This is a genomic window from Marinicella marina, assembly GCF_030065545.1.
Lineage (GTDB): Bacteria > Pseudomonadota > Gammaproteobacteria > Xanthomonadales > Marinicellaceae > Marinicella > Marinicella marina.
The window spans coordinates 263,134-283,082 of the sequence record NZ_JASJNC010000003.1 but is presented as its reverse complement, the minus strand read 5'-3'; the positions used below and the strand labels follow the sequence as shown (position 1 = coordinate 283,082).

Below are 19,949 nucleotides of genomic sequence, written 5' to 3'. Positions count from 1 at the left end.
GCGACTGAAACGTTGAGGCTGGGCCCATAACGATTATTAATTAAACCGTGGAGCTGTATATGAAAAAGATTATTTTTGTTGGTGTTGTGTTGATGCTATCAGCCTGTGCCACCACACCCAGTGGTGACAGACGCTTGATTTTGGTCAGTACCGATCAAATGAGCCAAATGGGCGCAACGGCTTTCAGCCAGATGAAAACTTCACAGAAAATATCTACCAACACCCGCAAAAATGATTACGTCCAATGTGTTTCATGGGCCATCATCAATGCCTTGCCCGATGAGCACCGCAACCGCCAATGGGAAGTGGTGGTTTTTGAGGATGATTCTGCCAATGCCTTTGCGCTACCGGGTGGCAAAGTAGGCGTACACACTGGGTTGTTGGATGTGGCTGAAACACCTGATCAATTGGCCGCGGTGATAGGTCATGAAATTGCCCATGTGTTGTGGCGGCATGGGGCACAAAGGATGTCTGCTCAAATGCTGGCACAAGCCGGTTTACAAGTTGCTGATGTGGTCAGTCAGCAAACAATGGAAGGATCGGCTGGACGTCAAACGTTGATGACGGCATTGGGCTTGGGCGCTCAAGTAGGCGTGATGTTACCGTTTTCACGAGACCATGAGAAGGAAGCCGACCGTTTTGGTTTATTCTTTATGGCCGGCGCTGGTTTTGACCCCACTGAGAGTGTTAACTTGTGGCAAAACATGGCCGCTGCTTCTGCCGGTCAGCGTCCGCCAGAATTTTTATCGACACACCCAGAACCCGCCAATCGAATCGCTAAATTACAAAAATTCATGGGGCGGGCATTGGCCATTGAAAAAGAAGCGCAAGCCTTGGGCCTTAAGCCACAATGCGCCTTGTGATGTTTGTATGACTCCTGCTAAATCATTCTTCCGCAGCTTCTGCGACTTTACTGGTGTGTGATTGCCGGATGCTGTGTAGTTGCTCTAAACTGGTCTGAATCGCTGAATCAGCGAGGTTGGTTGATTGCCAGACATTTTGGTGTTGTATGAAATTTTCATCGGCAAAATTGAGCATGTCGACCAAGTTTTTCTGTGTTTGAAAAGCTGATCTAAAAAATTGCATGTCTACCAGCCTCTCTTGGCCATTGATGGCGGCATGTAACTTGGCATCCGCTGCCAACAAGTGTGGATAGAGACCTGTTGCCATGCGTTCGAGTAGTTTGCGATGTGTGATGAAGTCAAAAGTGGCTCTGGATAGGGCAGAGTCATTGCTGCGAGATATGTTGTTGGCGATTAATTTACGGTATATTTCTTGTTGTAGGTCATTGGCTTGTTGTAAAAAAGCGTCATTCAGTGTTGATCTCACCTCATTCATTTCATCAAAATAAACAAAATTATCTTGGCTGTTTTGAAGGCTGTTTAACCAGCTTTGCCAATTATTATCGATCACTGCATTGACATCAACTTTAGCTGCCGTTAAGAAAGTCAGTCGATTGGGTAATAAACCAAAAGTACCGCGGTCCAATGTGGTGTTGATTTGTTTACCAATAAGCTTCAACGGACAAGCCGTATCGAGCACTTCAGTGTTGTTCTCACCAAATAAGTAGATGTGACTTTGCTCACTGACGAATTGTTTGGTGAAGACATCTTTTTCTTGGTATTTACCAGTCAATTGTAAAGCCAACTGGCCAGAAAAATTGGCAATTTTGTTGTTATCTAGATGCGTGGGAGCCGTTTCCCTATTGACCCATTGCACTTCCTCATAGCAGATTGCTAACTTGCCGAGACCAAACTGCTCAGCCAGTTTTAAATGGTTTGGGAATAAGTTAAGTAATTCAATGCTTGGCTCAAGGGTTACGAAGGCCCCACAAGACTGAGCCACATCACATGGGCCAATGGTTAAATCTTCTGGCACATACTGGGTTACTTGATCGATTGATTTAAACAAGTCAACATCACTGTTGGGAGTCAAACGCTCAATCATGAATTGATTCACATGGGTTATGATTTCTTGTTTCAGTCGTTGCCATTTGTTCAAGACCACTTCGAATTGTGTCTGTAAGGGCGCATTGTCGGCAATGCAAGCTGAATAATCGAAAATGTTTTCCCCAGCACGTAGCATGGGTTCGAGTATTTGATTGGTTTGCTGAGTCGCCATTAAAGCTGGCCAACGGTCGTTGAACCATGCCAGTGTGGCTGCAGCCATCGACCATTCGACCCAATTACTTCTGTTTTTGGTTTGTTGCTTACAACTGACATCACCGGCTGCATGGATTGCGAGGTTGTTAATGATTTGTACAGCGGGTAATTCCACCGCTCGGTTGATACTGGCTGGGTTGTCTAATTTGATCAGGTTGCCGGCAAAATCAGCACTTTTAGATAAGTTACTGCCCCAATTAATGAACTCATCCAAACAAGATTCAAATTGACTGTCAGCAATTGGTAAAGGTGGTTCGGGTCTTTGTTGGGCGCTTAAGTTCAAACATACTTCTAAATTTTCTTGAATGTCTTGTCGCAATGGATGAGCGAAATATGTGTTGGGGTTTTGGATGCCAGTAATGAAAGAGAATATGGCATTATTAAGCCCTTGATCAGAATGATCAGGGTTTTTAAATTTATTCGGCAACGCGATAAAAACTTGATTCAATAAAGTGAACAAGTCAGGATTGATTAGGTTGATGTTTGCCTCATTGGATTGCCACTGTGTGGTGGTGCGTGACAGGATGTTGGCCAGTTGGTTTTGTTGCTCAGCGGTTAACAGACGAGGGCTGAGTTCTAGCAATTGATAAATCTCAATCCAGTCATAGGCCATTGCCAGTGGATGCGCTGTTTCATGGTGAAACTGTTGCCTGATAAGCGCCACAGCCAGTGGGTCTGCCTGCGCAGTTTGTAGGCTTAATTGATTGATGTTAGCTGCATCAATACTGTTCTCATCCAGCAATAAGTTCAATACCAAAGATACCGAATTGTTGTCTCCTTCAGATTTTGTGTCTGCTGTTTTTTTGTTGCTTTCATTTAAGCTTGCTGTTTCAACCACCCATGGGTTCCATGAGGCTATCTTGGCTCTTTTGTCGTTCATTAAATACTGCCAATGGGCATTCAAATTGAGCCATGTGGTGAAGGTGTCAGTGTCTGGTTTGAATTGTTGAGGCTTGTTAAAGCGCATTTGAGTGGGTATATTGATTTGACGCCAACGGTTCAACGTCATGCCATTGGTGTGCTGGATCAGACTTTGAACCATCAGGGCATGTGAGTTGATGCGGGCGAAATTCAGTGGTTCTGCAACAGTTAATTCCAGCGCTTGCAGCCATTGTTGTTGCAGTTGTTCTTTGGATGCAAAGGATTCACTTAATTGCTCAGCCAATTGCGTCAGATAAACAGCTTTGGCAATGCCATATTCGCTGCGCAGGTGGGCGGCTATTTGGTTGCCATTGTCAAAGCTTAACACTTCAGTTGCGGTTTCAGCTGCGGTTTCAGCTGCGATTTCTTGGGCAATGCTCGGTGCTGTTTGGGCCAACAAAAACAGGCTTAAAAGAAAATATCTCATGTCGACATTGTAACAAAATCAACAGCAAATGCTTAATGCTGATTTCAATGAAGTTTGTGGGGCGCATAAGGCGCACGTAAATAAATCAACACAGTCAGAATCAGCACAATCAATGATGCCGTTAATAAAGTACGCCAAATACTGGTCATAGAATCAATGATACCAATTGCTTCAACCCAAATGGTTTCACAAGCCCCATTTCCGGTATCAGTCCTAACAACACTGGTGCCACGCTCACCACCTAATGGGTTGATGTAGTGCGCTAATTTGCCCTTGATGTGGATGACATCGCCTATGTTTATTTCATCAATTGTCTCGCGCAAATGCTCATCTACAGCCAATAAATGATTGTTTGAAATTTGGTTTTGGTTGAATGCCTCCCAAGCTTGGTTACTTTGGGTTTGAAAATTACAGGTAAACTGTCCATTGCTGAAGCTGAAGTGAGCCAGAATGGAGGCATCGGCAGATGCACCCCAAACCACACAATAATCAGCCACGTTGATGTGATCTTTATTTTGTGCATGAATCATCCAGCCGCCGTCAGAGTCATGCAGCCGATAAGAAACAACCAGGCCGAAAAGTTCATAGTCATATTTTGGCATGATGGTGAACGTCTCTTGCTGGTATTCAATGTTGTAAGGCTGTTGATTGATGGATTGTTGAATGGGTTCATGCTTCAGCAGGGGATGTGGCACAAAGTCAGCAGTGAAATCGTTGCGTTTGGTGAAGGAGACCATTGCCAGTAAAAAACTCAATACCAACAGATAATTATTAATTTTCAGCATAGTCTTATTATAACTGCTCAATTCACCCATAAAAGGCGCTAAAATAGGCACTGAAATAAATAATCAACAACATAATGAACAACTTAAAAATCATAACCACTGGTGGCACCATTGATAAATTGTACTTTGATGATTTGAGCGATTATCAAATCGGCAAACCCATCATTGGTGAATTATTGAACACTTACCACGTGGGCTTTGATTTTGAAGTGGTGCCGTTATTAAAAAAAGATTCCATTTACATCACAGATGAGGATCGCTCATTGATAAAAAGTGTGATTGAGAAATCAGATGAATCACATTTTTTAATCACCCATGGTACAGACACCATGGTGGAGACGGCTCAGTATCTGCAAAACATTCCAGGTAAAACCATCGTCATGACCGGTGCTTTGACACCCGCCAGGTTCAATGCCACTGATGCCATATTTAACATTGGCTGTGCTGTGGCAGCGGTGCAGACCCAACCCAATGGTGTTTGGGTGATCATGAATGGTTTGGTTTGGGATCCAGCGCATGTGCGTAAAAATCGCAAAGCCAACCGTTTTGAGGAAGTTTGATTATGGCTAATATCCTGCGGGTACATCCCGATAATCCACAAGCCAGATCAATCAAGGCAGCGATTGATACTTTGAGGAATGGTGGCTTGATTATTTACCCGACTGATTCTGGCTACGCCATCGGCTGGAGCTTAGATAACTTAAAAGCACCCAAAGTGGTGGCACAGATCAAACAAATAGATGCACAACATCATTTCACCATGATGTGTCAAAACATCTCACAAATGACTGATTTTGTATTGGTGGATAACGTTGCTTTCCGTTTGATAAAACAACACACACCTGGTGCATACACTTTTATTATGCCAGCTACCAGAAGGGTGCCGAAAAAGCTACAACACCAAAAACGCAAAACCATTGGGGTGCGAATTGCTGATCATGCGGTGGTTGATGCTTTGCTGGAAGAGTTAGGTGAACCCATGATGACCTCGACCTTAGAGTTTCCGGACATTGATATGTATGAACTGGATGTGGATGATATAGAATTGCGCGTGGGTAATCGAGTGAATTCGATCATTGATGCTGGATACTGTGCACAAGAACCTTCCACGGTGGTTGATTTATCGATGGGCGAAGTTGATATCATCCGACAAGGCAAAGGAGTGATTGACTTTGTCTGAACAAGAAGTCAAATCCAACCCGGTGGTCAAACAGGCTGAGATGCCTTTTGCGGTGGTTGAGGGTAAACCTTTCACCAGCATGCCAACTGACTTGTATATCCCGCCAGATGCATTGGAAGTGATCTTAGAGGCATTTGAGGGACCACTGGACTTGTTGTTGTATCTGATTCGACGTCAGAACCTGGATATTTTAAACATCCCCATCTATGACATCACCAAGCAATACGTCGAGTACATTGAGCTGATGCACAAAATGAATTTTGAATTGGCTGCAGAGTATTTGGTGATGGCAGCGATGTTGGCCGAAATTAAATCCAGGATGTTGTTACCTAAAACACATGATGATGAGGACTCGGAGGAAGACCCGAGGGCAGAACTGATCAGGCGCCTACAAGAGTATGAAAGATTTAAACAAGCAGCAGAGGACATTGATGGCCTACCGCGGGTTGGCAGAGAAGTCTGGGTGGCACATGCTTATTTAGACAAACAAGCAGACATTGAAAGCATTGTCGACATCACTGTCAAAGACTTGGTGATGGCATTCAAGGAAGTCATGATGCGTGCAGACTTAAAAGTTTCTCATGCCATTGAACGTGAGGTTTTAAGTGTACGTGATCGGATGACGGTGGTGCTTGACAGCTTATTAAAAGCCAAAACCGTGAACTTCAAATCACTGTTCAGTAAAACTGAAGGCAAGCAGGGCGCCTTGGTGACTTTTTTGGCGGTACTTGAACTGTTGAAAGCACACACCATCGAGCTGGTACAAAGTGCCCCTTTTGCAGACATCTACCTACAATCAAGTATGAGTGAGGGATAAACTGTGGAATTAAAACAAGTAAGGAATGTGGTGGAGGCCGCTTTGATGGCCTTTGATGAGCCAATGAGCATGAAAGCTTTGGTAGGTCTATTCCCAGATGAGGAAATAACCGCCAATGATATCAATCAGGTCTTGAACGATTTAGATGCGAGTTACCAAGACCGTGGCATTGAATTAAAAAAATTATCCAAGGGTTACCGCTTACAAACCCGTGAATCAGTTCAACCTTGGCTACAAAACATGTGGCAACAAAAGCCCAAAAAATTGTCCAGGGCCTTGTTAGAGACATTGGCACTGATTGCTTATCGACAGCCCATCACCCGAGGTGAGATTGAAGACATCCGTGGCGTGGCTGTATCCAGTAAAATCATCCATTACATGATGGACAAAGAATGGATCAGAATTTTAGGGTACCGCGACGTGCCAGGAAAACCAGCTATGTTAGGTACCACCAAAGAATTTTTAGATTATTTTAATTTGGCTTCACTTCAAGACTTACCTTCTTTGGCAGAAATCAAAGACATTGAGACTTTAGAGCAGGAACTGCAATTCGGCGAAGCCAATAATGAAAACACCAACGAGGCTGCTGCAGCAGACTCACAATCAAAAGAAGTACAAAATAATGAGTAAAGAAACATTTGAAGTTCAGCCCACTGAGCGCATCCAAAAAACTTTGGCCCGCTGTGGACTGGGTTCAAGAAGACAAATTGAAGCAGCCATCAAACTGGGCCAAATAAGTATCAACCGCAAACCGGTCGTGTTGGGTCAGAAGTTACAAGCTGGCGACAAAATCACCTGGAAAAATCGTGCTTGGGTGGTAGAGACCGAGCATGTTACGCCAAAGGTTTTGATGTACAACAAGCCACTGAGTGAGGTGACCACCCGCCAAGATGAAAAAGGGCGAAAGACAGTGTTTGATTCATTACCAAGAATCAAAGGCCAAAAATGGTTGAACATAGGTCGCTTAGACATCAACACCACAGGCTTGCTATTGTTCACCACTGATGGTGATTTTGCCAACCACTTGATGCACCCCAGTGCCAATATTGATCGTGAATATGCCTGTCGGGTTTTTGGCGAGGTAACCCCTGAGGTGATTGAGAACTTGCTCAATGGTGTGGAATTGGAAGATGGCATGGCCAAATTTTCAGACATCCAAGCAGCGGGTGATGAGGATCGTGGCTCCAACAGTTGGTTTCATGTCGCCATTATGGAAGGTAAGAACCGCGAGGTCAGGCGCCTGTGGGAATCACAAAACATCCAAGTCAGTCGCTTGAAAAGGGTGCGCTATGGGCCTGTGTTTTTGCCCAAGAGTTTGCGCAAAGGTCAAATGAAAGAACTCAACGCCAAAGAGCTGGATATTTTATTCAAAGACACCCAGTACGAACCGGCAGTATCAACCTTGGTGGTTAAATCAGTGAAAAAAGGCCGCCGTTGATACAGGGCTTGTTTACCATTTAAAGGGTGGTTTTTTGCGCCAATATTGAATCAATAAAAAGCCCGTGATGGCGCCTCCCAAATGGGCAATATGAGCAATACCATCGTTATTGGCGCTGATGCTACTGAACAGGGCTATGCCGGCAAACAGGATAACAAAGTATTTTGCCTTCATCGGAATCGGTGGCAGTATCAATTGAATCGTGTGATTGGGCCACATCATACCGTAGGCAACCAGTAGTCCGTAGACTGCACCAGATATACCAATCGCTGGTGCGTTACTGAGCAGTGCATTGGCAATGCCAGAGCCAATGATACAAACAACTATAAAAATGCCGTATTTTTTTTCGCCCCAATAATGTTCTATTTGTGAGCCAAACATCCAAATGGCAAAGCCATTAAAAAACAAATGCATTAAATTACCGTGCAGCAGCGCATAAGTGATTAATTGCCAAGGATAGAAATACTGAGAATCAACGGGAAATAAAGCAAAATAACGTTGGATAAAGTAACCGCTGTTGGCGCCACCTAGAATTTGTTGAGCGATGAACATGACCACAATGGCAATCAAAACATTGCGGGTCACTGGAGGTATGTTGCTGAGCGGGTTGTTAGTTTGCATGTGGTATGTAAAAGTCAATGTATTGAGCAGGTAATTTGAGGCCATCTGCTGCAATTTCAAGGTGGTACTGTGCCACGCAAGCTGGTGAAAACGCCACTTGTTGACTGGTATTTAAATGTTTGGCAAGAAAACCCATGGTGGGGTTGTGACCCACCAGAATCAAGTTGCTCGCGTCAGATTTCTCAATAATAACATCACACCATTGGCCCACTCTGGCTTCGTAAAAAGCGCGGTCTTGGTACAAGTCAGCGCTGGGCTGGTGATCACTTATGATTTGTGCGGTTTGACAGGTTCTCAATGCACTGGATGCAACGATCAAGCTTCGCTCAGACTGGGTGTTTTGTTGGATGTAAGCAGCGCTCAGTTGGGCTTGTTTTTTGCCCAGTTCTGAAAGTGGTCGATTGTAATCGTCACTGCTGGTGAAGCTGGCATCTGCATGTCTCACCAAAAACAAACGCATCATTGAGTGGCCAGCTCTCGGGCTTTTTTGAGGAACTTGGCCTTGATACTTTCAGCAGATAACAATGGATCTTGTTGGTTGATGTAGGCAGATAGTGCCAATAATTTGTTTTTGTTGTTTTGTTTTTTAGGCTCGAACAAGTCCAGGGTGATTTTGGCATTGAACTGCTGCTGATCAAAGAAATAAATTTTTTGTTGTTCGCCAAAAAATTGATGTGCCGAAGTTTCGACATTTTGATGGGATTTCAATTCGTCAAAGATAGCCACAGCCGATTGGGCAAATTCAGCCAAGTTCAAGCTGACGTTGGCGGTATCAATGTCGCAGGCCAACAAAACCAATTGCTCGTCATTTTTATTCGGTAGACTTAACTGCTGCAGCAGGTGTTTGGCTAAATTTCCTTGGAAAAAATTCTGACTTCTTTTACCACCGGAACCAAAAGTGCTGCCCTCTATCATGGTTCTGAGTAACAACATGTGGTGTTCATTCCACAAAGAGTCAGCACCTGTCATGGCAATGATTCTTGCTGCCTCAGCAAAGCTTGCCGCTTCGTTGGCGCCCACCAAGGAAGTCGGATTGGAGGTGTTTCTGGGCTCGTCCTGACGCAGGTCGTGACAAGCCGCAAAAAAACTCAAAATGGCCAGGCCATTTGGGTTGATTTGTGTTTTGTATTGTTCGGCACAGTAGAATATTCTGGTCAATAAATCATCAATGTGCCGTTCGTTGTGGTAGCTTCTGGGGTGTTCACTTAAGGCGCCATTGCGCAGTGTCATTCTGGCGTAAGCAATTATCATGGACTGGTTGAGTGCTTGTTGCCATGGCTGTTCTGCAAACACCTCATCTGACCAACGCAGCCATGGGCTCAGTTGTTGGTGGTCGGATGGCAGCTGCGCCAAAACTGCTTGCGCGGCCTTGAAGCTGTCAATCCGTTCTTCTGTTTGGTCTGTGGAACCGACCTCAACCATCTGTTTGCTGTTGTTGATAAGTGTCTTTCAGTTTAACATAATGCTTGGCTGAATATTCTAAGGATTGGCGCTGAGATTGTGACAAATCTTTAACTTTTTTTGCTGGGTTACCTACCCATAATTCACCTGTTTTGATGATTTTACCTGGTGGTAAAACACTGCCCGCACCCAACATGCTGTGGTGTTCCATTTGTGCTTTATCTAGCACCGTAGAACCCATCCCAACCAAGCAATAATCACCGATGTCACAAGCATGCAATATTGCGCCATGGCCCACTGTGACGCCTTGGCCAATTGTTAACGGTCCTCCGTCTGGGTCGGCATCATTGCGGTGTGTGACATGTAAAATGCTGCCATCCTGGATGTTGGTGCTTGCTCCGATATTGATGCGATGCACATCGCCTCTGATCACCACCATGGGCCAGATTGAAACATCATCACCCAGTGTGACTTCACCAATAACCACGGCAAAGGGGTCAATAAAAACCCGCGCTCCAATCTGTGGGAAGTGATTGTTAAAAACTCTGATGTTAGACATGTTTTCCTCTTTATCTTGGACATTAAAAAGCCCCAGATCTTATCGACTGGGGCTGTTGAGAAGCTGGCTGGTATCAGTAAGTGTAATTGACATTGGTGGTGAAGCCTTGTTCAGTGAAGCTGATGGCCATTTCTTGAGATTTCCAATACATCATGCTCATGTATAAATCTTTTTGCATGGCCAAATCTTTTCTGACTTGCGCCGGCAGTTGTGGCATATCAGCCATCGCAAAAACCTGTTCCATGATGGCTTTATAGCCTTCTAGATTCATGCTGGATGACATGAGAATGGCATCACCTTCGGCTTGTACTTTGGTTTCTAAACCACCACCACCTTCGTGGCCCATTGAGAATCCAATGGTGTTATTTGAAACTGCAGCATACAAATTAGCCAGGTCAATGGGGATGTCACTGCCACCAAGCAGCGGTGCTGTGTCAGCCAAGGTGATCAATGATCCATCTGTTTTGATGTCCATGCCTTGTAGTTGAGGCACCATCATTTGGGCCATCCCCAATAACGCTTGGGTCTCATCCACAGCCAAGAAAACTTGTGTTTTCAAAGATTCAATGATGTCTTTCGCATTGGGGTTCTCTGCCTGCGCAGCAGCCATATTCAACTTCAACTCATCCAAAGAAAAGTTGAAACCTTTGAAGTTGCCAACAAAAGGTGGAATGGGCTGGCTTAATTTGGCTTGTATGTCTTGTAACTGGGCATTGAATGGTGCCAAGTGTTCGCAGTTGTAAGGCTCAGCAACAGCAGCATCAACATATTTGCTGGCCAAGTTTTTAGCTGCCAACAAATCAAAGCTCATACCAAATGAGATGGCGGCATCGGCATTGCCTTGCGGTATGCGACCTGCCATCAATGACATGTCATTGGCCAATTCTGCATCCATTTCCCAGACAAAGGCTGCCTCAATGGTGTCGTTGGTCATGACTTTTGAACCAGCGACCATGCGTGGGGCTTTGGCAATCATGGCTGAAAATTCTGCTTTGCATGCCGCTGATAACATGTTGTCGTCAATTTGCATGAAATTAACCATCGCTGAGTTGTATTTGCTGGGATTGATAAAGTGATCGGCAATTTTAGCCACATCAATCAACAACAAATCATCCATCACAAAACCATGTTTGTTTTTCACAGCTTCTATCGCTGCTGTGTTTTGTGCCATAGACTGAACAGGTTTATCGAGTCCTAACAGCTGGTTGAACATTTGGTCTTTGATTACAGCAGGTGTTGCTGTGATGACTAAGTAGTTGTCATCTGTACTGATTAAGAGCGAAACTTTGTCATTTTGAATTTCGCGGATTTGTTTGCCATCCACTTCAGATTTAACAAATGATAACTCAAAATCTTGTTCTAAATCATTCATGAATGCATTCAATTGATTATCGCTGCTTAATTTCATCCGCAACACCGGGAACAAATCAACCATGTAAACAGCAAATTGGGTTTCACCCATCTTGATTCCCAACTTATCCATGGCATCGTCAGTCATCCATTTGTCTGCAAAGCTTTGTATTTTGGCTTTCATTTCAGCAGCTGCTGGGTCTGTATCTTCAGTGATGACTTCTTCACCATTTTCATCTATTGTGGTGACGTAGTTGACGACTTCTTCTTTATTCAGTTCACTTTCCAGTACCACTTTCAAGTATTTAACAACGCCATCCATGTTGCCTTGCATCACCTCTAAATACCTGTCTGGGTACTGTTCTGGGTACAAGCCAGAGGTCATCAACATCGGTGTGTCAGCCGGGATGTAATTAAGAATTTCTGCGGTGGCTTGTTTTGCTTCCGGCGGTGTCGGGCTGGTTGTTGCTTTGTCTTCACCACAACCAACCAGAAAGGCAGCGATGATCAAAATCGGTAGTAATTTGTTCATGATTTATTTATCTCCAAGTATTTTTACAATTAATATGGTGCCGTCGATGTCCACCACTTTTACAGTGGTATCCAGTGGCGCATCATCGCCCCTGACTTTCCAAGTAGAATCATCGACATTTATTTTGCCCACGCCATTGATGATGGGGTGGCTGAGTTGAAATGTTCTTCCAATGTATTGGTGACCGCGTTTGTTTAAATTGGGTCTGGTGCTGGTTTTGTCGCGTTTGAGGTCGTATAGGTACCAAGCAATCACTGACATCACGGATATGGCTGAAAACAACACCATTTGGCTGCCCCAACTGATGCCGAACATCCACTGAATTATGGCCACTAAGAATGCGGCAAAGCTGACCCACAACAAGTAATAAGACCCAACCACCATTTCAATCACCAACAAAAACACCGCAGCCGTGAGCCAATGCCAGGGTGTTAGGTCTAATAAGAACCCCATGATCATGATTCTTTATCCTGTGTGAGGTCTTTGGCCAGTTCTGTGATGCCTGCCAGGGATCCTAAAATTTGGGTTGCTTCCATCGGTAGGATCATGGTTTTTTGGTTGGGTGAATCAGCAAACTTACCAAACTGATCCAGGTATTTCTGTGCCACAAAGTAGTTAATCGCGTTGACGTCGCCGGCTGCGATGGCCTTTGATACCATGTGAGTTGCTTTGGCTTCAGCTTCGGCTTCACGTTCGCGCGCTTCGGCCTCGCGGAAGGCGGCCTCTTTCAAGCCCTCTGCCTCCAAGATGGCGGCTTGCTTTTTACCTTCGGCTTGTAAAATGTCCGATTGGCGTGAACCTTCAGCTTCAAGAATCTGTGCTCTTTTTTCACGCTCGGCTTTCATTTGTCTGGCCATTGATGCCACCAGATCGTGCGGCGGTTTGATGTCTTTGATTTCAATCCGCGTGACTTTCACGCCCCAAGGTGAGGTGGCCTCATCGACCACAGCCAATAATCGGTGATTAATTTCATCTCTTTTAGACAAGGATTCATCCAAATCCATGGCGCCCAAGACCGTACGGATGTTGGTCATGGTTAAGTTCAATATGGCATATTCCAAACGATTGACTTCATAGGCTGCTTTGACTGAATCAAGAATTTGATAAAAAACCACACCATCGACAGTAACCACAGCATTGTCACGTGTAATGACTTCCTGTGAAGGTACGTTGGCGACTTGTTCCATCATGTTTATTTTGCGGCCAATCCTTTCAACGAAAGGCATTTTTAAACCCAGTCCGGGGGGAAATACCCGACGAAATTCGCCAAACCGTTCTACCGTATACTCAAAACCCTGCGGCACGATCACAAAGACGCTTCTGAGAAATATAATCCCAAAAACTCCCAATATTATATAGAAAATGGTATCTTCCATTGTCACTCCTCCAATTGCTTAAATATTAATTTTACATGAAAAGGGCTGTTTTTTCATGTGCCACAAGTGATACCAGATTGTATGAGCAGATGGGTTGTGGTTCACGATAATAATGACAGCGATATGCTTTTATGCGACGCTGTTCACTATTTGTTCTTGAGTTAAAGGCTTGTTGAGTACCTGGTCGAATCCCAGTGTCTCCAGTTCATGGCGTTTTTGTTTGGTGGGGTTGGCGGTCATTATGACCACTCTGGCAACTTGAGATTTAAGTTTTTGATGTATTTGATCGACTGAACCATCGGTTAAATTCAAATCTGTTAATACCACATCAAAATCCTTTTCAGCCAGTTTTTGTTCGATGCTCTGGATGGAGTGGGCCGTGGTGACTTCGTGACCGGCTTCGGTCAAATAGAAATCAAACAAACTCAAACAATCAGCATCATCATCCACCAACAAAATACGTTGGGCGTTCAATGCTTGGTGGTAGGTCACTGAAAACCTGAAGCGACTGCCATGCTGATTACTTGAATGTAAGATCAGATCACCACCAATTTGTTCGGCCAGCATTTTCGAAATGACTAGGCCAATGCCGTTGCCGGCCGATTGACTTTTTTTCTCGCGACTCCATGCAGTGAACAATTTGCTTTGAAAAGCTGGACTCATGCCACAGCCCGTATCAATGGTATCAATATGTAACAAACCATCTTCAAGCTGAGATTTCACTGTGATGCTGCCTTTTTCGGTGTACTTGATGGCATTGCTGATGAGATTGGTGAATATTTGTGACCACTTGGTTTGGTTGGTTTTGATGATGACTTCTGGGTCGACTTGATTGATTAGTTTGAGGCCTTTGTTACTGGCTTGGATGCTGAAGTCATTGAATAATTGATCAATTACCTGTGCTGGTGCCAGTTGTCGGCTGTATTGGGTGTTGTATTGTTGATCATAATCCAAGGTCTGGGTGATGATTTGTTGGATCTTCTCGATGTTGTTTTGAAATACTTTAGTGGCAGCTTCTTGTTCTATGGCGCCTTCCATTAATAGCTGGTTATAACCTTTGATGGCAGTGATTGGGTTGCCAATTTCATGCGACAAGGCAGAGATGTAAAATGATTTGGCTGAATTGGCCTTTTTGAGTTCTTCGTGTGCACCCTCAAGGGCAACAAATAAACCCTCTAGTCTTAATTTTTCAATCTCTTGTTCGTGGGCTATTTGTTGTCTGGATTGGACTTGTTTATGGAGCATGTCGATGGGTACCATAATGAGGTGTTTGTAGTCACCCTCAATCAGAAAGTGCACATCAAAAACCTTTTCATTGTGGTTAAAAAAAGGCAGCATGAACTCTTCGTCCAATGATTCTGCAGCCAGCAGAGGAATCACATCGCGGATGTTATTTTGCTGATGGCTTAGTGCAAAAGCTGTTTCAGCATTGCGGTTGAAGTTTTTGACGGTGTTTTTACGATCCAGTGTAATTAAGCACCAGTCTGAAGCTTGGTAATGATCATAGACGCGATTAAAAATGCCCTGGGGGATTTTCACAACAATAAATGGGCCAAAGTCTCAAACCCGTGTGCCACGTTTTCGCCAGATTTGGCGCTGGTCCAAAAGTTTTGTTTGGAGATGGCACGAACTTGTTCGGTGAATGCATCTTGCCACTTAATGTCATCGACTAAGTCGGCTTTGTTGATAAAGCAAACAGCTGGCAATTCCAATAATTCAGGTGAATCTTTGATGATGTCATTGAGTGTATGCAGCGATTCTGGTTCGGTGGCATCAACAACATATATGATGGCATGGGCACCGCGTAAATAAGGTTTATAATGACTGTCTTGTTCGAAGCCAGCGATGTCCCAGATGACAAATTTAGTTGATGGGTCGATGATTTTGGTGGCAATCGAAACACCAACAGTGGTTTGGTATTTTTCGGAAAAGTGATTTTTTACAAAGCGATCGACTAATGAAGTTTTTCCAACCGCAAAGCGCCCTATCATGCAGACTTTTTTTGAAATCATTGAACCACCTCAAACCAGACGCCGATTTTTCTGGCATCTATTACACTGTTACTGTTCTCGCAGGCACTGATTTTGGGCCTCAAAGTAGCTGCCTTCAAACCGTTCTCAGATAAATAAGCACTGACTGTGTTAACACGCATCTGACTGAACTTGTTGCTTTGCTTAGCTGAACCTTGGCAATCACTTTTACCGATCAGCATTATACCTACTCCGGGTTGTAAGTTAATTAATTTCTGAAACTGTTCAATCAACGCATTTAACTGGTTTTGTTGAGGCTGATTCAATGCAGCTGGGTTAGTCATAATGAGCGGAGTTTGCTTGATGCTTTGTTTTATTTCATCCAGTACAACCAGCTCAACTTTTTGGGCGTCAATACCACCGTACTTCTTGAGTTCTGCGGTTAACTCATCCAACATGCTTTTGGTGGCATAGCCGGATAATTCAATGATGCCAGCATTTTCAGTGGCTTTTATGCTTGGCGGCAGACTATTCTGTTGTAAAAAGCCGGCTAAATCAGCTTTGGGCTGGTGGCTTACCCTGTCATCAACAGAATTGATTCCAGGCTGGCTTTTTAACTGTAACAGTTTTTGCTTGTAAGCCTCATCATTATTGTGCTCTCCGGTGATTATCATCACGCCGTTGTTGACTTCAACGTGCAGTGAATCATCTGAAAGGATTTGTTCAGCCCGTTTGCGCAGAATTGGGTCTTCTAAAGAAATAAAAGGGGTACTGTTGATGGTCAGTTCGACGTCTTGGGGCGCGATCTCAGCCATTGGATCCTGCAGTCCCTCAACCGTGTATTGGCCATTGGAATGGCTGAGATTCGTTAAAACGAAACCCGGTGTGTTGCGCAATGAATCAAGTAGTTTTTGCTCAGTTTGGTGTTGTTGATAAGTTGACCAACCCCACCACAGCAATAAGCCAGCGATTACCATGACCCAAGGCCAATAATTGATGCCTTTTGGGCTTTCCTCATCATCTGATTGGGACTTAGTCAGCAACAACTTCTCAAGTTCGCTTTCCAGTTCGTGGTTGTTTTCCCACAGCTCTTGAGAATCTAGTTCCTGATAAAACTCGATGTGAATATCTTCTGAGGCAGCCAACATGCGTTCACGCAGCCGCTGTGTCGGTGCGCCTTTGATGATGGCTGCTATTTGCGCTTTGTTACCGGCTGTAATCCACAAGATGTCATCGTCAATTTCCGCTGCTGCTAAACCTGAGCCACCTGAGTTAACTGAGTCTTTGACAAAATCTTGAATCGCTGTAAGCATGGCGGACATGGCGTCTTTGTCCTGTAACAGGTACTCCTCATGACCAGCGTATGCAATCAATAAACCGCTGTTGTTGTCAATCAAGAAGACTTGTTGGACTTGGTATTCAATGGTGTTATTAAACACAATTTCAGCAAAAGGCACGCCGGTTCTGAAAGCTTTCCAGCGCCATTTCAGGGCCTGTATAGAAAACCCCATTTCAACGGCTCGGTTGACATCGGAAACAAAACGCCTGATGGCTGATGTAACTGATTTCCTGATCATCGGACCAATGATGGGCAACAAGGCATCAATGAAGGTTTGTTTGTTGGCCTTGATGGCTCTGACGTAGGCCTTTGAATCTATTTTGGAGAATTTTTTTTGAAATTTTGGGTTTTTGGCGATGGCCAAATCTGTGGCCGGATCAATGACCTCGGATATTTTTTCAGTCAGTGCTTGTTTGTCATTGAGTAATTTTTGTAATGCCTTGATTTGCGCAATTTCCTCATTCAGCAACAATGCTTTGAGTTTTTCGCGATCGTTGCTCATTTTGAAATTACTCTGAAATCTGATCAGCCATTTTTCTTAGCAGCTCAGATAAGTCATTGCGGTGGGTCAATCTGTGATCTAAATCGTTCGATTTCTCTTGTAACTCACCGAGGATGCTGGCTTCTGTTTCTATGATGCGGTTTTTTAATTCCTGCTCAATCGCTTGCATGCGGTCGCTGTGATCTGCCTGTAGATTATCAAGGCTCTTGTTGTTGGCATTTTCCATGCTTTTCATGTTGGCGCTGAGTTGTTTATTGATGGCTTCCAATTGCTTTTTCAGTGCATTGAATTGGCTGTTGATGTCAGCCTCCATTTTGGCGAATTTTTTTTCTATGTTTTTGGTTTGTTCACCAAACAAAATGTCTCTTATTTGATCGACAGAATCATTGTTTTTATCTGACATTTTAGATTGCTCCTGTTGTTTTATTCTGTTTTGACTTCAATCAAACGATAACCTTTGTGATAGACCGAGACCAGCTTCCAACCGGTTGAACCATCCAAAGCCAGTTTTTTTCTTAACCGGCTGATGTGGGTATCAACGGTTCTGGTGGTGATTGAGGCGCTTTTGGTCCAAATGGTCTCAAGCAGGTAGTCTCGTGAAATCAAACGGTCTTGGTTACTGAAAAAATAATTAGCCAATTGAAATTCTTTGGCTGTGAGTTTAACTTCATTGCCGTTAAAAGAGATGGTGCCTTCTTTGTGGTTAAAGGTGAAAGGCTCAATTGATACCAGTTTATTTTGTGCTTGGTTGTGGCGACGATACAGCGCATGAGATCGAGCAATCAGTTCACTTTGTTTGATTGGTTTGACCAAATAATCGTCAGCACCTTGGTCCAAAGCCCTGACCAAGTCATCTTCGTGGTTGCGGGTGGTCACAAAGATCACCGGTAAATCACTGTACTCACTGGAACGCACCCAGTTCAATACCTCTAGCCCACTGATGCCGGGTAAGTTCCAATCTAAAACCAACAAATCTGGTTGTTCATAGGGTACTTTCGCAATGAAGTCACGGCCGTTGGTGAATGATTGGCATTCATGATTTTTTTCTTGCAGCCAATGACTGATCAATTCAGCCTGATCGACATCATCCTCTAATATAAATATTTTCATCCTGCCATGTCCCAATTATTATTGTGCTTATAAATCCATTTTAACCCAGAACTGGCTGATTTAACAAACTGCGATTCATGCGATTTTTCTCAGCGATTAATCATGGCGATGAATTTTTCTTTAAATTGTGTGATGGGCGCTCTGACCATGTCATTGAAGTTGATTTTTGATTGGTAATAAACTGATTTCATGTGGCTCATTGAAACAAAGCCTTGGTAACCATGGTAGCTGCCCATGCCACTGTGGCCAATTCCACCAAAAGGCAGACCTTTCTGCGCGAAATGTACCAAGGTTTCATTGATTGATAAGGAGCCTGATTGCGTTTGTTCTTTGATAGTTTTTATGGTTTCGCGGCGATTACTGAATAGGTATAGCGTCAATGGTTTGTCTCTGGCGTTAATGAAATCTATAGACTCAGATAAGTTTTCAGTGGTGATGATGGGAAGGATGGGGCCAAATATTTCGTTTTGCATCAGCGGGTGAGAGGTGGGTGGATTGACCACCAAGGTGGGTGCCATTTTACGACTGTCACCGGCCTTACCCAGTTGGTAAATTTGTTGTTCATCGATACCATCGAGCAAATCCGTGAGCCTCTGGTGATGTCTGGGGTTCACTACACAGCTGTAGTCCGGGTTGTCATCGGGTTTTGGGAAAGCCTTGTTGATGTGTTTTTTTAAGTGTTCGATGAGTTCATCTTGCCTTGCTGCATCAATCAAAATGTAATCAGGTGCCAAACAAGTTTGTCCGGCATTGAACCATTTACCAGCAACAATGCTTTTGGCTGCTTTGTCGATGTTGTAATCATCGCCAATCAATACCGGTGATTTACCACCTAATTCCAACGTCAAAGGTGTGAGGTTTTCGCTGGCGTTGCGCATGATGATTTTACCCACTTGGGTTGAGCCAGTGAATAAAATATGATCTAGTGGTAAGCCACTGAATTCATTGGCCACCTCGGCACCACCCAAAACCACATAGACTTCATCTGCTGAAAATACCTCAGCCATCAGTGTTTGTGTCAAACTTGCTGTTTTAGGAGTGATTTCTGAGGGTTTTATCATCACTCGATTACCTGCGGCGATGGCAGCAATCAATGGTCCAACCACTAAATTAAACGGGTAATTCCATGGTGCCATGATGCCTACCACGCCTTTGGGTTGTGGAGTGATTGAGCACTTTGATGGAAAAAACTTCCAGTCAGCATGCCAAGTTTTGGCCCTGACCCATTGTTTGATCTGTTTGAGGGTGTAATTTATTTCATCCAGGCAGACCATAACCTCTGCCAGCAATGACTCATGCTCAGAGCGGTGACTGAAGTCTTCGCTGATGGTGCTGATGATTTCTGCTTGCCTTTGTTTGATGACTTTGGAAAGATTTTTTAAATGTGTGATTCTCTCGTTCAGAGTGAAAGGAGGCAGTGCCTGCATGCTTTTCAGTTGAGTTTTCATGTTTGGTTGTT

The 19,949-nt window shown here is 44.0% G+C and carries 20 protein-coding genes and 1 pseudogene; 6 read left to right on the top strand and 15 right to left on the bottom strand.

Annotated elements, in window-relative coordinates; all coding sequences use genetic code 11:
- The first annotated feature begins 59 nt into the window (after window positions 1-59).
- Entirely contained in the window at window positions 60-863 is an 804-nt protein-coding gene (locus QNI24_RS06235; RefSeq protein WP_267175333.1) for a M48 family metallopeptidase, read from the top strand.
- 22 nt (window positions 864-885) lie between these two features.
- Here the strand turns inward: QNI24_RS06235 and QNI24_RS06230 are convergent, their stop codons facing one another.
- Together QNI24_RS06230 and QNI24_RS06225 are read right to left on the bottom strand one after the other, a co-directional pair.
- The gene (locus QNI24_RS06230) at window positions 886-3,510 is read right to left on the bottom strand and encodes a hypothetical protein (protein ID WP_283708579.1); all 2,625 of its coding nucleotides are present in this window, start codon (window positions 3,508-3,510) and stop codon (window positions 886-888) included.
- A gap of 44 nt (window positions 3,511-3,554) precedes the next feature.
- Window positions 3,555-4,295 carry a hypothetical protein gene (locus tag QNI24_RS06225; protein WP_267175335.1) on the bottom strand — a complete coding sequence of 247 codons (741 nt, stop codon included), beginning with the start codon at window positions 4,293-4,295 and terminating at the stop codon, window positions 3,555-3,557.
- Window positions 4,296-4,369: 74 nt separating this feature from the next.
- Between QNI24_RS06225 and QNI24_RS06220 the strand changes: the two genes are divergently transcribed.
- The 5 genes and pseudogenes from QNI24_RS06220 to QNI24_RS06200 all read left to right on the top strand — a co-directional run bounded on the left by QNI24_RS06220 (window position 4,370) and on the right by QNI24_RS06200 (window position 7,730).
- On the top strand, window positions 4,370-4,855 hold the full coding sequence (locus tag QNI24_RS06220) for an asparaginase domain-containing protein (RefSeq protein ID WP_267175336.1): 486 nt from the start codon (window positions 4,370-4,372) through the stop codon (window positions 4,853-4,855).
- A gap of 2 nt (window positions 4,856-4,857) precedes the next feature.
- Window positions 4,858-5,475, top strand: a complete 618-nt coding sequence (locus QNI24_RS06215) for an L-threonylcarbamoyladenylate synthase (RefSeq protein WP_267175337.1) — start codon at window positions 4,858-4,860, stop codon at window positions 5,473-5,475.
- A 40-nt stretch (window positions 5,476-5,515) separates the two neighbouring features.
- A pseudogene (locus QNI24_RS06210) lies at window positions 5,516-6,274 on the top strand (segregation and condensation protein A); the annotation flags it as partial.
- A 21-nt stretch (window positions 6,275-6,295) separates the two neighbouring features.
- Window positions 6,296-6,922: an SMC-Scp complex subunit ScpB gene (gene scpB, locus QNI24_RS06205; RefSeq protein WP_267175339.1), complete on the top strand. Its 627-nt coding sequence runs from the start codon at window positions 6,296-6,298 to the stop codon at window positions 6,920-6,922.
- Complete coding sequence (locus QNI24_RS06200; protein ID WP_267175340.1) at window positions 6,915-7,730, top strand: pseudouridine synthase; 816 nt, start codon at window positions 6,915-6,917, stop codon at window positions 7,728-7,730. The genes scpB and QNI24_RS06200 overlap by 8 nt, the downstream gene beginning before the upstream one ends.
- Window positions 7,731-7,742: 12 nt before the next feature.
- On the opposite strand, the gene QNI24_RS06195 is transcribed toward QNI24_RS06200, so the two are convergent.
- The 13 genes from QNI24_RS06195 to QNI24_RS06135 form a co-directional block, all read right to left on the bottom strand.
- A complete protein-coding gene (locus tag QNI24_RS06195) occupies window positions 7,743-8,351 on the bottom strand; it encodes a rhomboid family intramembrane serine protease (protein ID WP_267175341.1) in 609 nt (202 codons plus the stop codon).
- Window positions 8,341-8,814 (bottom strand): SixA phosphatase family protein, encoded by a 474-nt coding sequence (locus QNI24_RS06190; protein WP_267175342.1) that lies wholly within the window; start codon window positions 8,812-8,814, stop codon window positions 8,341-8,343. The genes QNI24_RS06195 and QNI24_RS06190 overlap by 11 nt, the downstream gene beginning before the upstream one ends.
- On the bottom strand, window positions 8,811-9,773 hold the full coding sequence (locus tag QNI24_RS06185) for a hypothetical protein (RefSeq protein WP_267175343.1): 963 nt from the start codon (window positions 9,771-9,773) through the stop codon (window positions 8,811-8,813). Before QNI24_RS06185 ends, QNI24_RS06190 begins: the two co-directional genes overlap by 4 nt.
- On the bottom strand, window positions 9,766-10,311 hold the full coding sequence (locus tag QNI24_RS06180) for a gamma carbonic anhydrase family protein (RefSeq protein ID WP_267175344.1): 546 nt from the start codon (window positions 10,309-10,311) through the stop codon (window positions 9,766-9,768). Before QNI24_RS06180 ends, QNI24_RS06185 begins: the two co-directional genes overlap by 8 nt.
- 73 nt (window positions 10,312-10,384) lie before the next feature.
- Window positions 10,385-12,193, bottom strand: coding sequence for a hypothetical protein (locus tag QNI24_RS06175; RefSeq protein ID WP_267175345.1), 1,809 nt, complete (start codon window positions 12,191-12,193; stop codon window positions 10,385-10,387).
- 3 nt (window positions 12,194-12,196) lie between these two features.
- A complete protein-coding gene (locus QNI24_RS06170; RefSeq protein ID WP_267175346.1) occupies window positions 12,197-12,646 on the bottom strand; it encodes an NfeD family protein in 450 nt (149 codons plus the stop codon).
- Window positions 12,647-12,648: 2 nt separating this feature from the next.
- Complete coding sequence (locus QNI24_RS06165; RefSeq protein WP_267175347.1) at window positions 12,649-13,569, bottom strand: SPFH domain-containing protein; 921 nt, start codon at window positions 13,567-13,569, stop codon at window positions 12,649-12,651.
- Between the two features lie 129 nt (window positions 13,570-13,698).
- The gene (locus QNI24_RS06160; protein ID WP_283708578.1) at window positions 13,699-15,108 is read right to left on the bottom strand and encodes an ATP-binding response regulator; all 1,410 of its coding nucleotides are present in this window, start codon (window positions 15,106-15,108) and stop codon (window positions 13,699-13,701) included.
- Window positions 15,105-15,581 (bottom strand): Rab family GTPase, encoded by a 477-nt coding sequence (locus QNI24_RS06155; RefSeq protein WP_267175349.1) that lies wholly within the window; start codon window positions 15,579-15,581, stop codon window positions 15,105-15,107. Before QNI24_RS06155 ends, QNI24_RS06160 begins: the two co-directional genes overlap by 4 nt.
- Window positions 15,578-17,380: a hypothetical protein gene (locus tag QNI24_RS06150; protein WP_267175350.1), complete on the bottom strand. Its 1,803-nt coding sequence runs from the start codon at window positions 17,378-17,380 to the stop codon at window positions 15,578-15,580. The genes QNI24_RS06155 and QNI24_RS06150 overlap by 4 nt, the downstream gene beginning before the upstream one ends.
- Window positions 17,381-17,387: 7 nt before the next feature.
- Complete coding sequence (locus tag QNI24_RS06145; RefSeq protein WP_267175351.1) at window positions 17,388-17,783, bottom strand: hypothetical protein; 396 nt, start codon at window positions 17,781-17,783, stop codon at window positions 17,388-17,390.
- Window positions 17,784-17,803: 20 nt separating this feature from the next.
- Complete coding sequence (locus QNI24_RS06140) at window positions 17,804-18,490, bottom strand: response regulator transcription factor (RefSeq protein WP_267175352.1); 687 nt, start codon at window positions 18,488-18,490, stop codon at window positions 17,804-17,806.
- 89 nt (window positions 18,491-18,579) lie between these two features.
- Window positions 18,580-19,938 (bottom strand): coniferyl aldehyde dehydrogenase, encoded by a 1,359-nt coding sequence (locus tag QNI24_RS06135; RefSeq protein ID WP_267175353.1) that lies wholly within the window; start codon window positions 19,936-19,938, stop codon window positions 18,580-18,582.
- Between the last annotated feature and the right edge of the window lie 11 nt (window positions 19,939-19,949).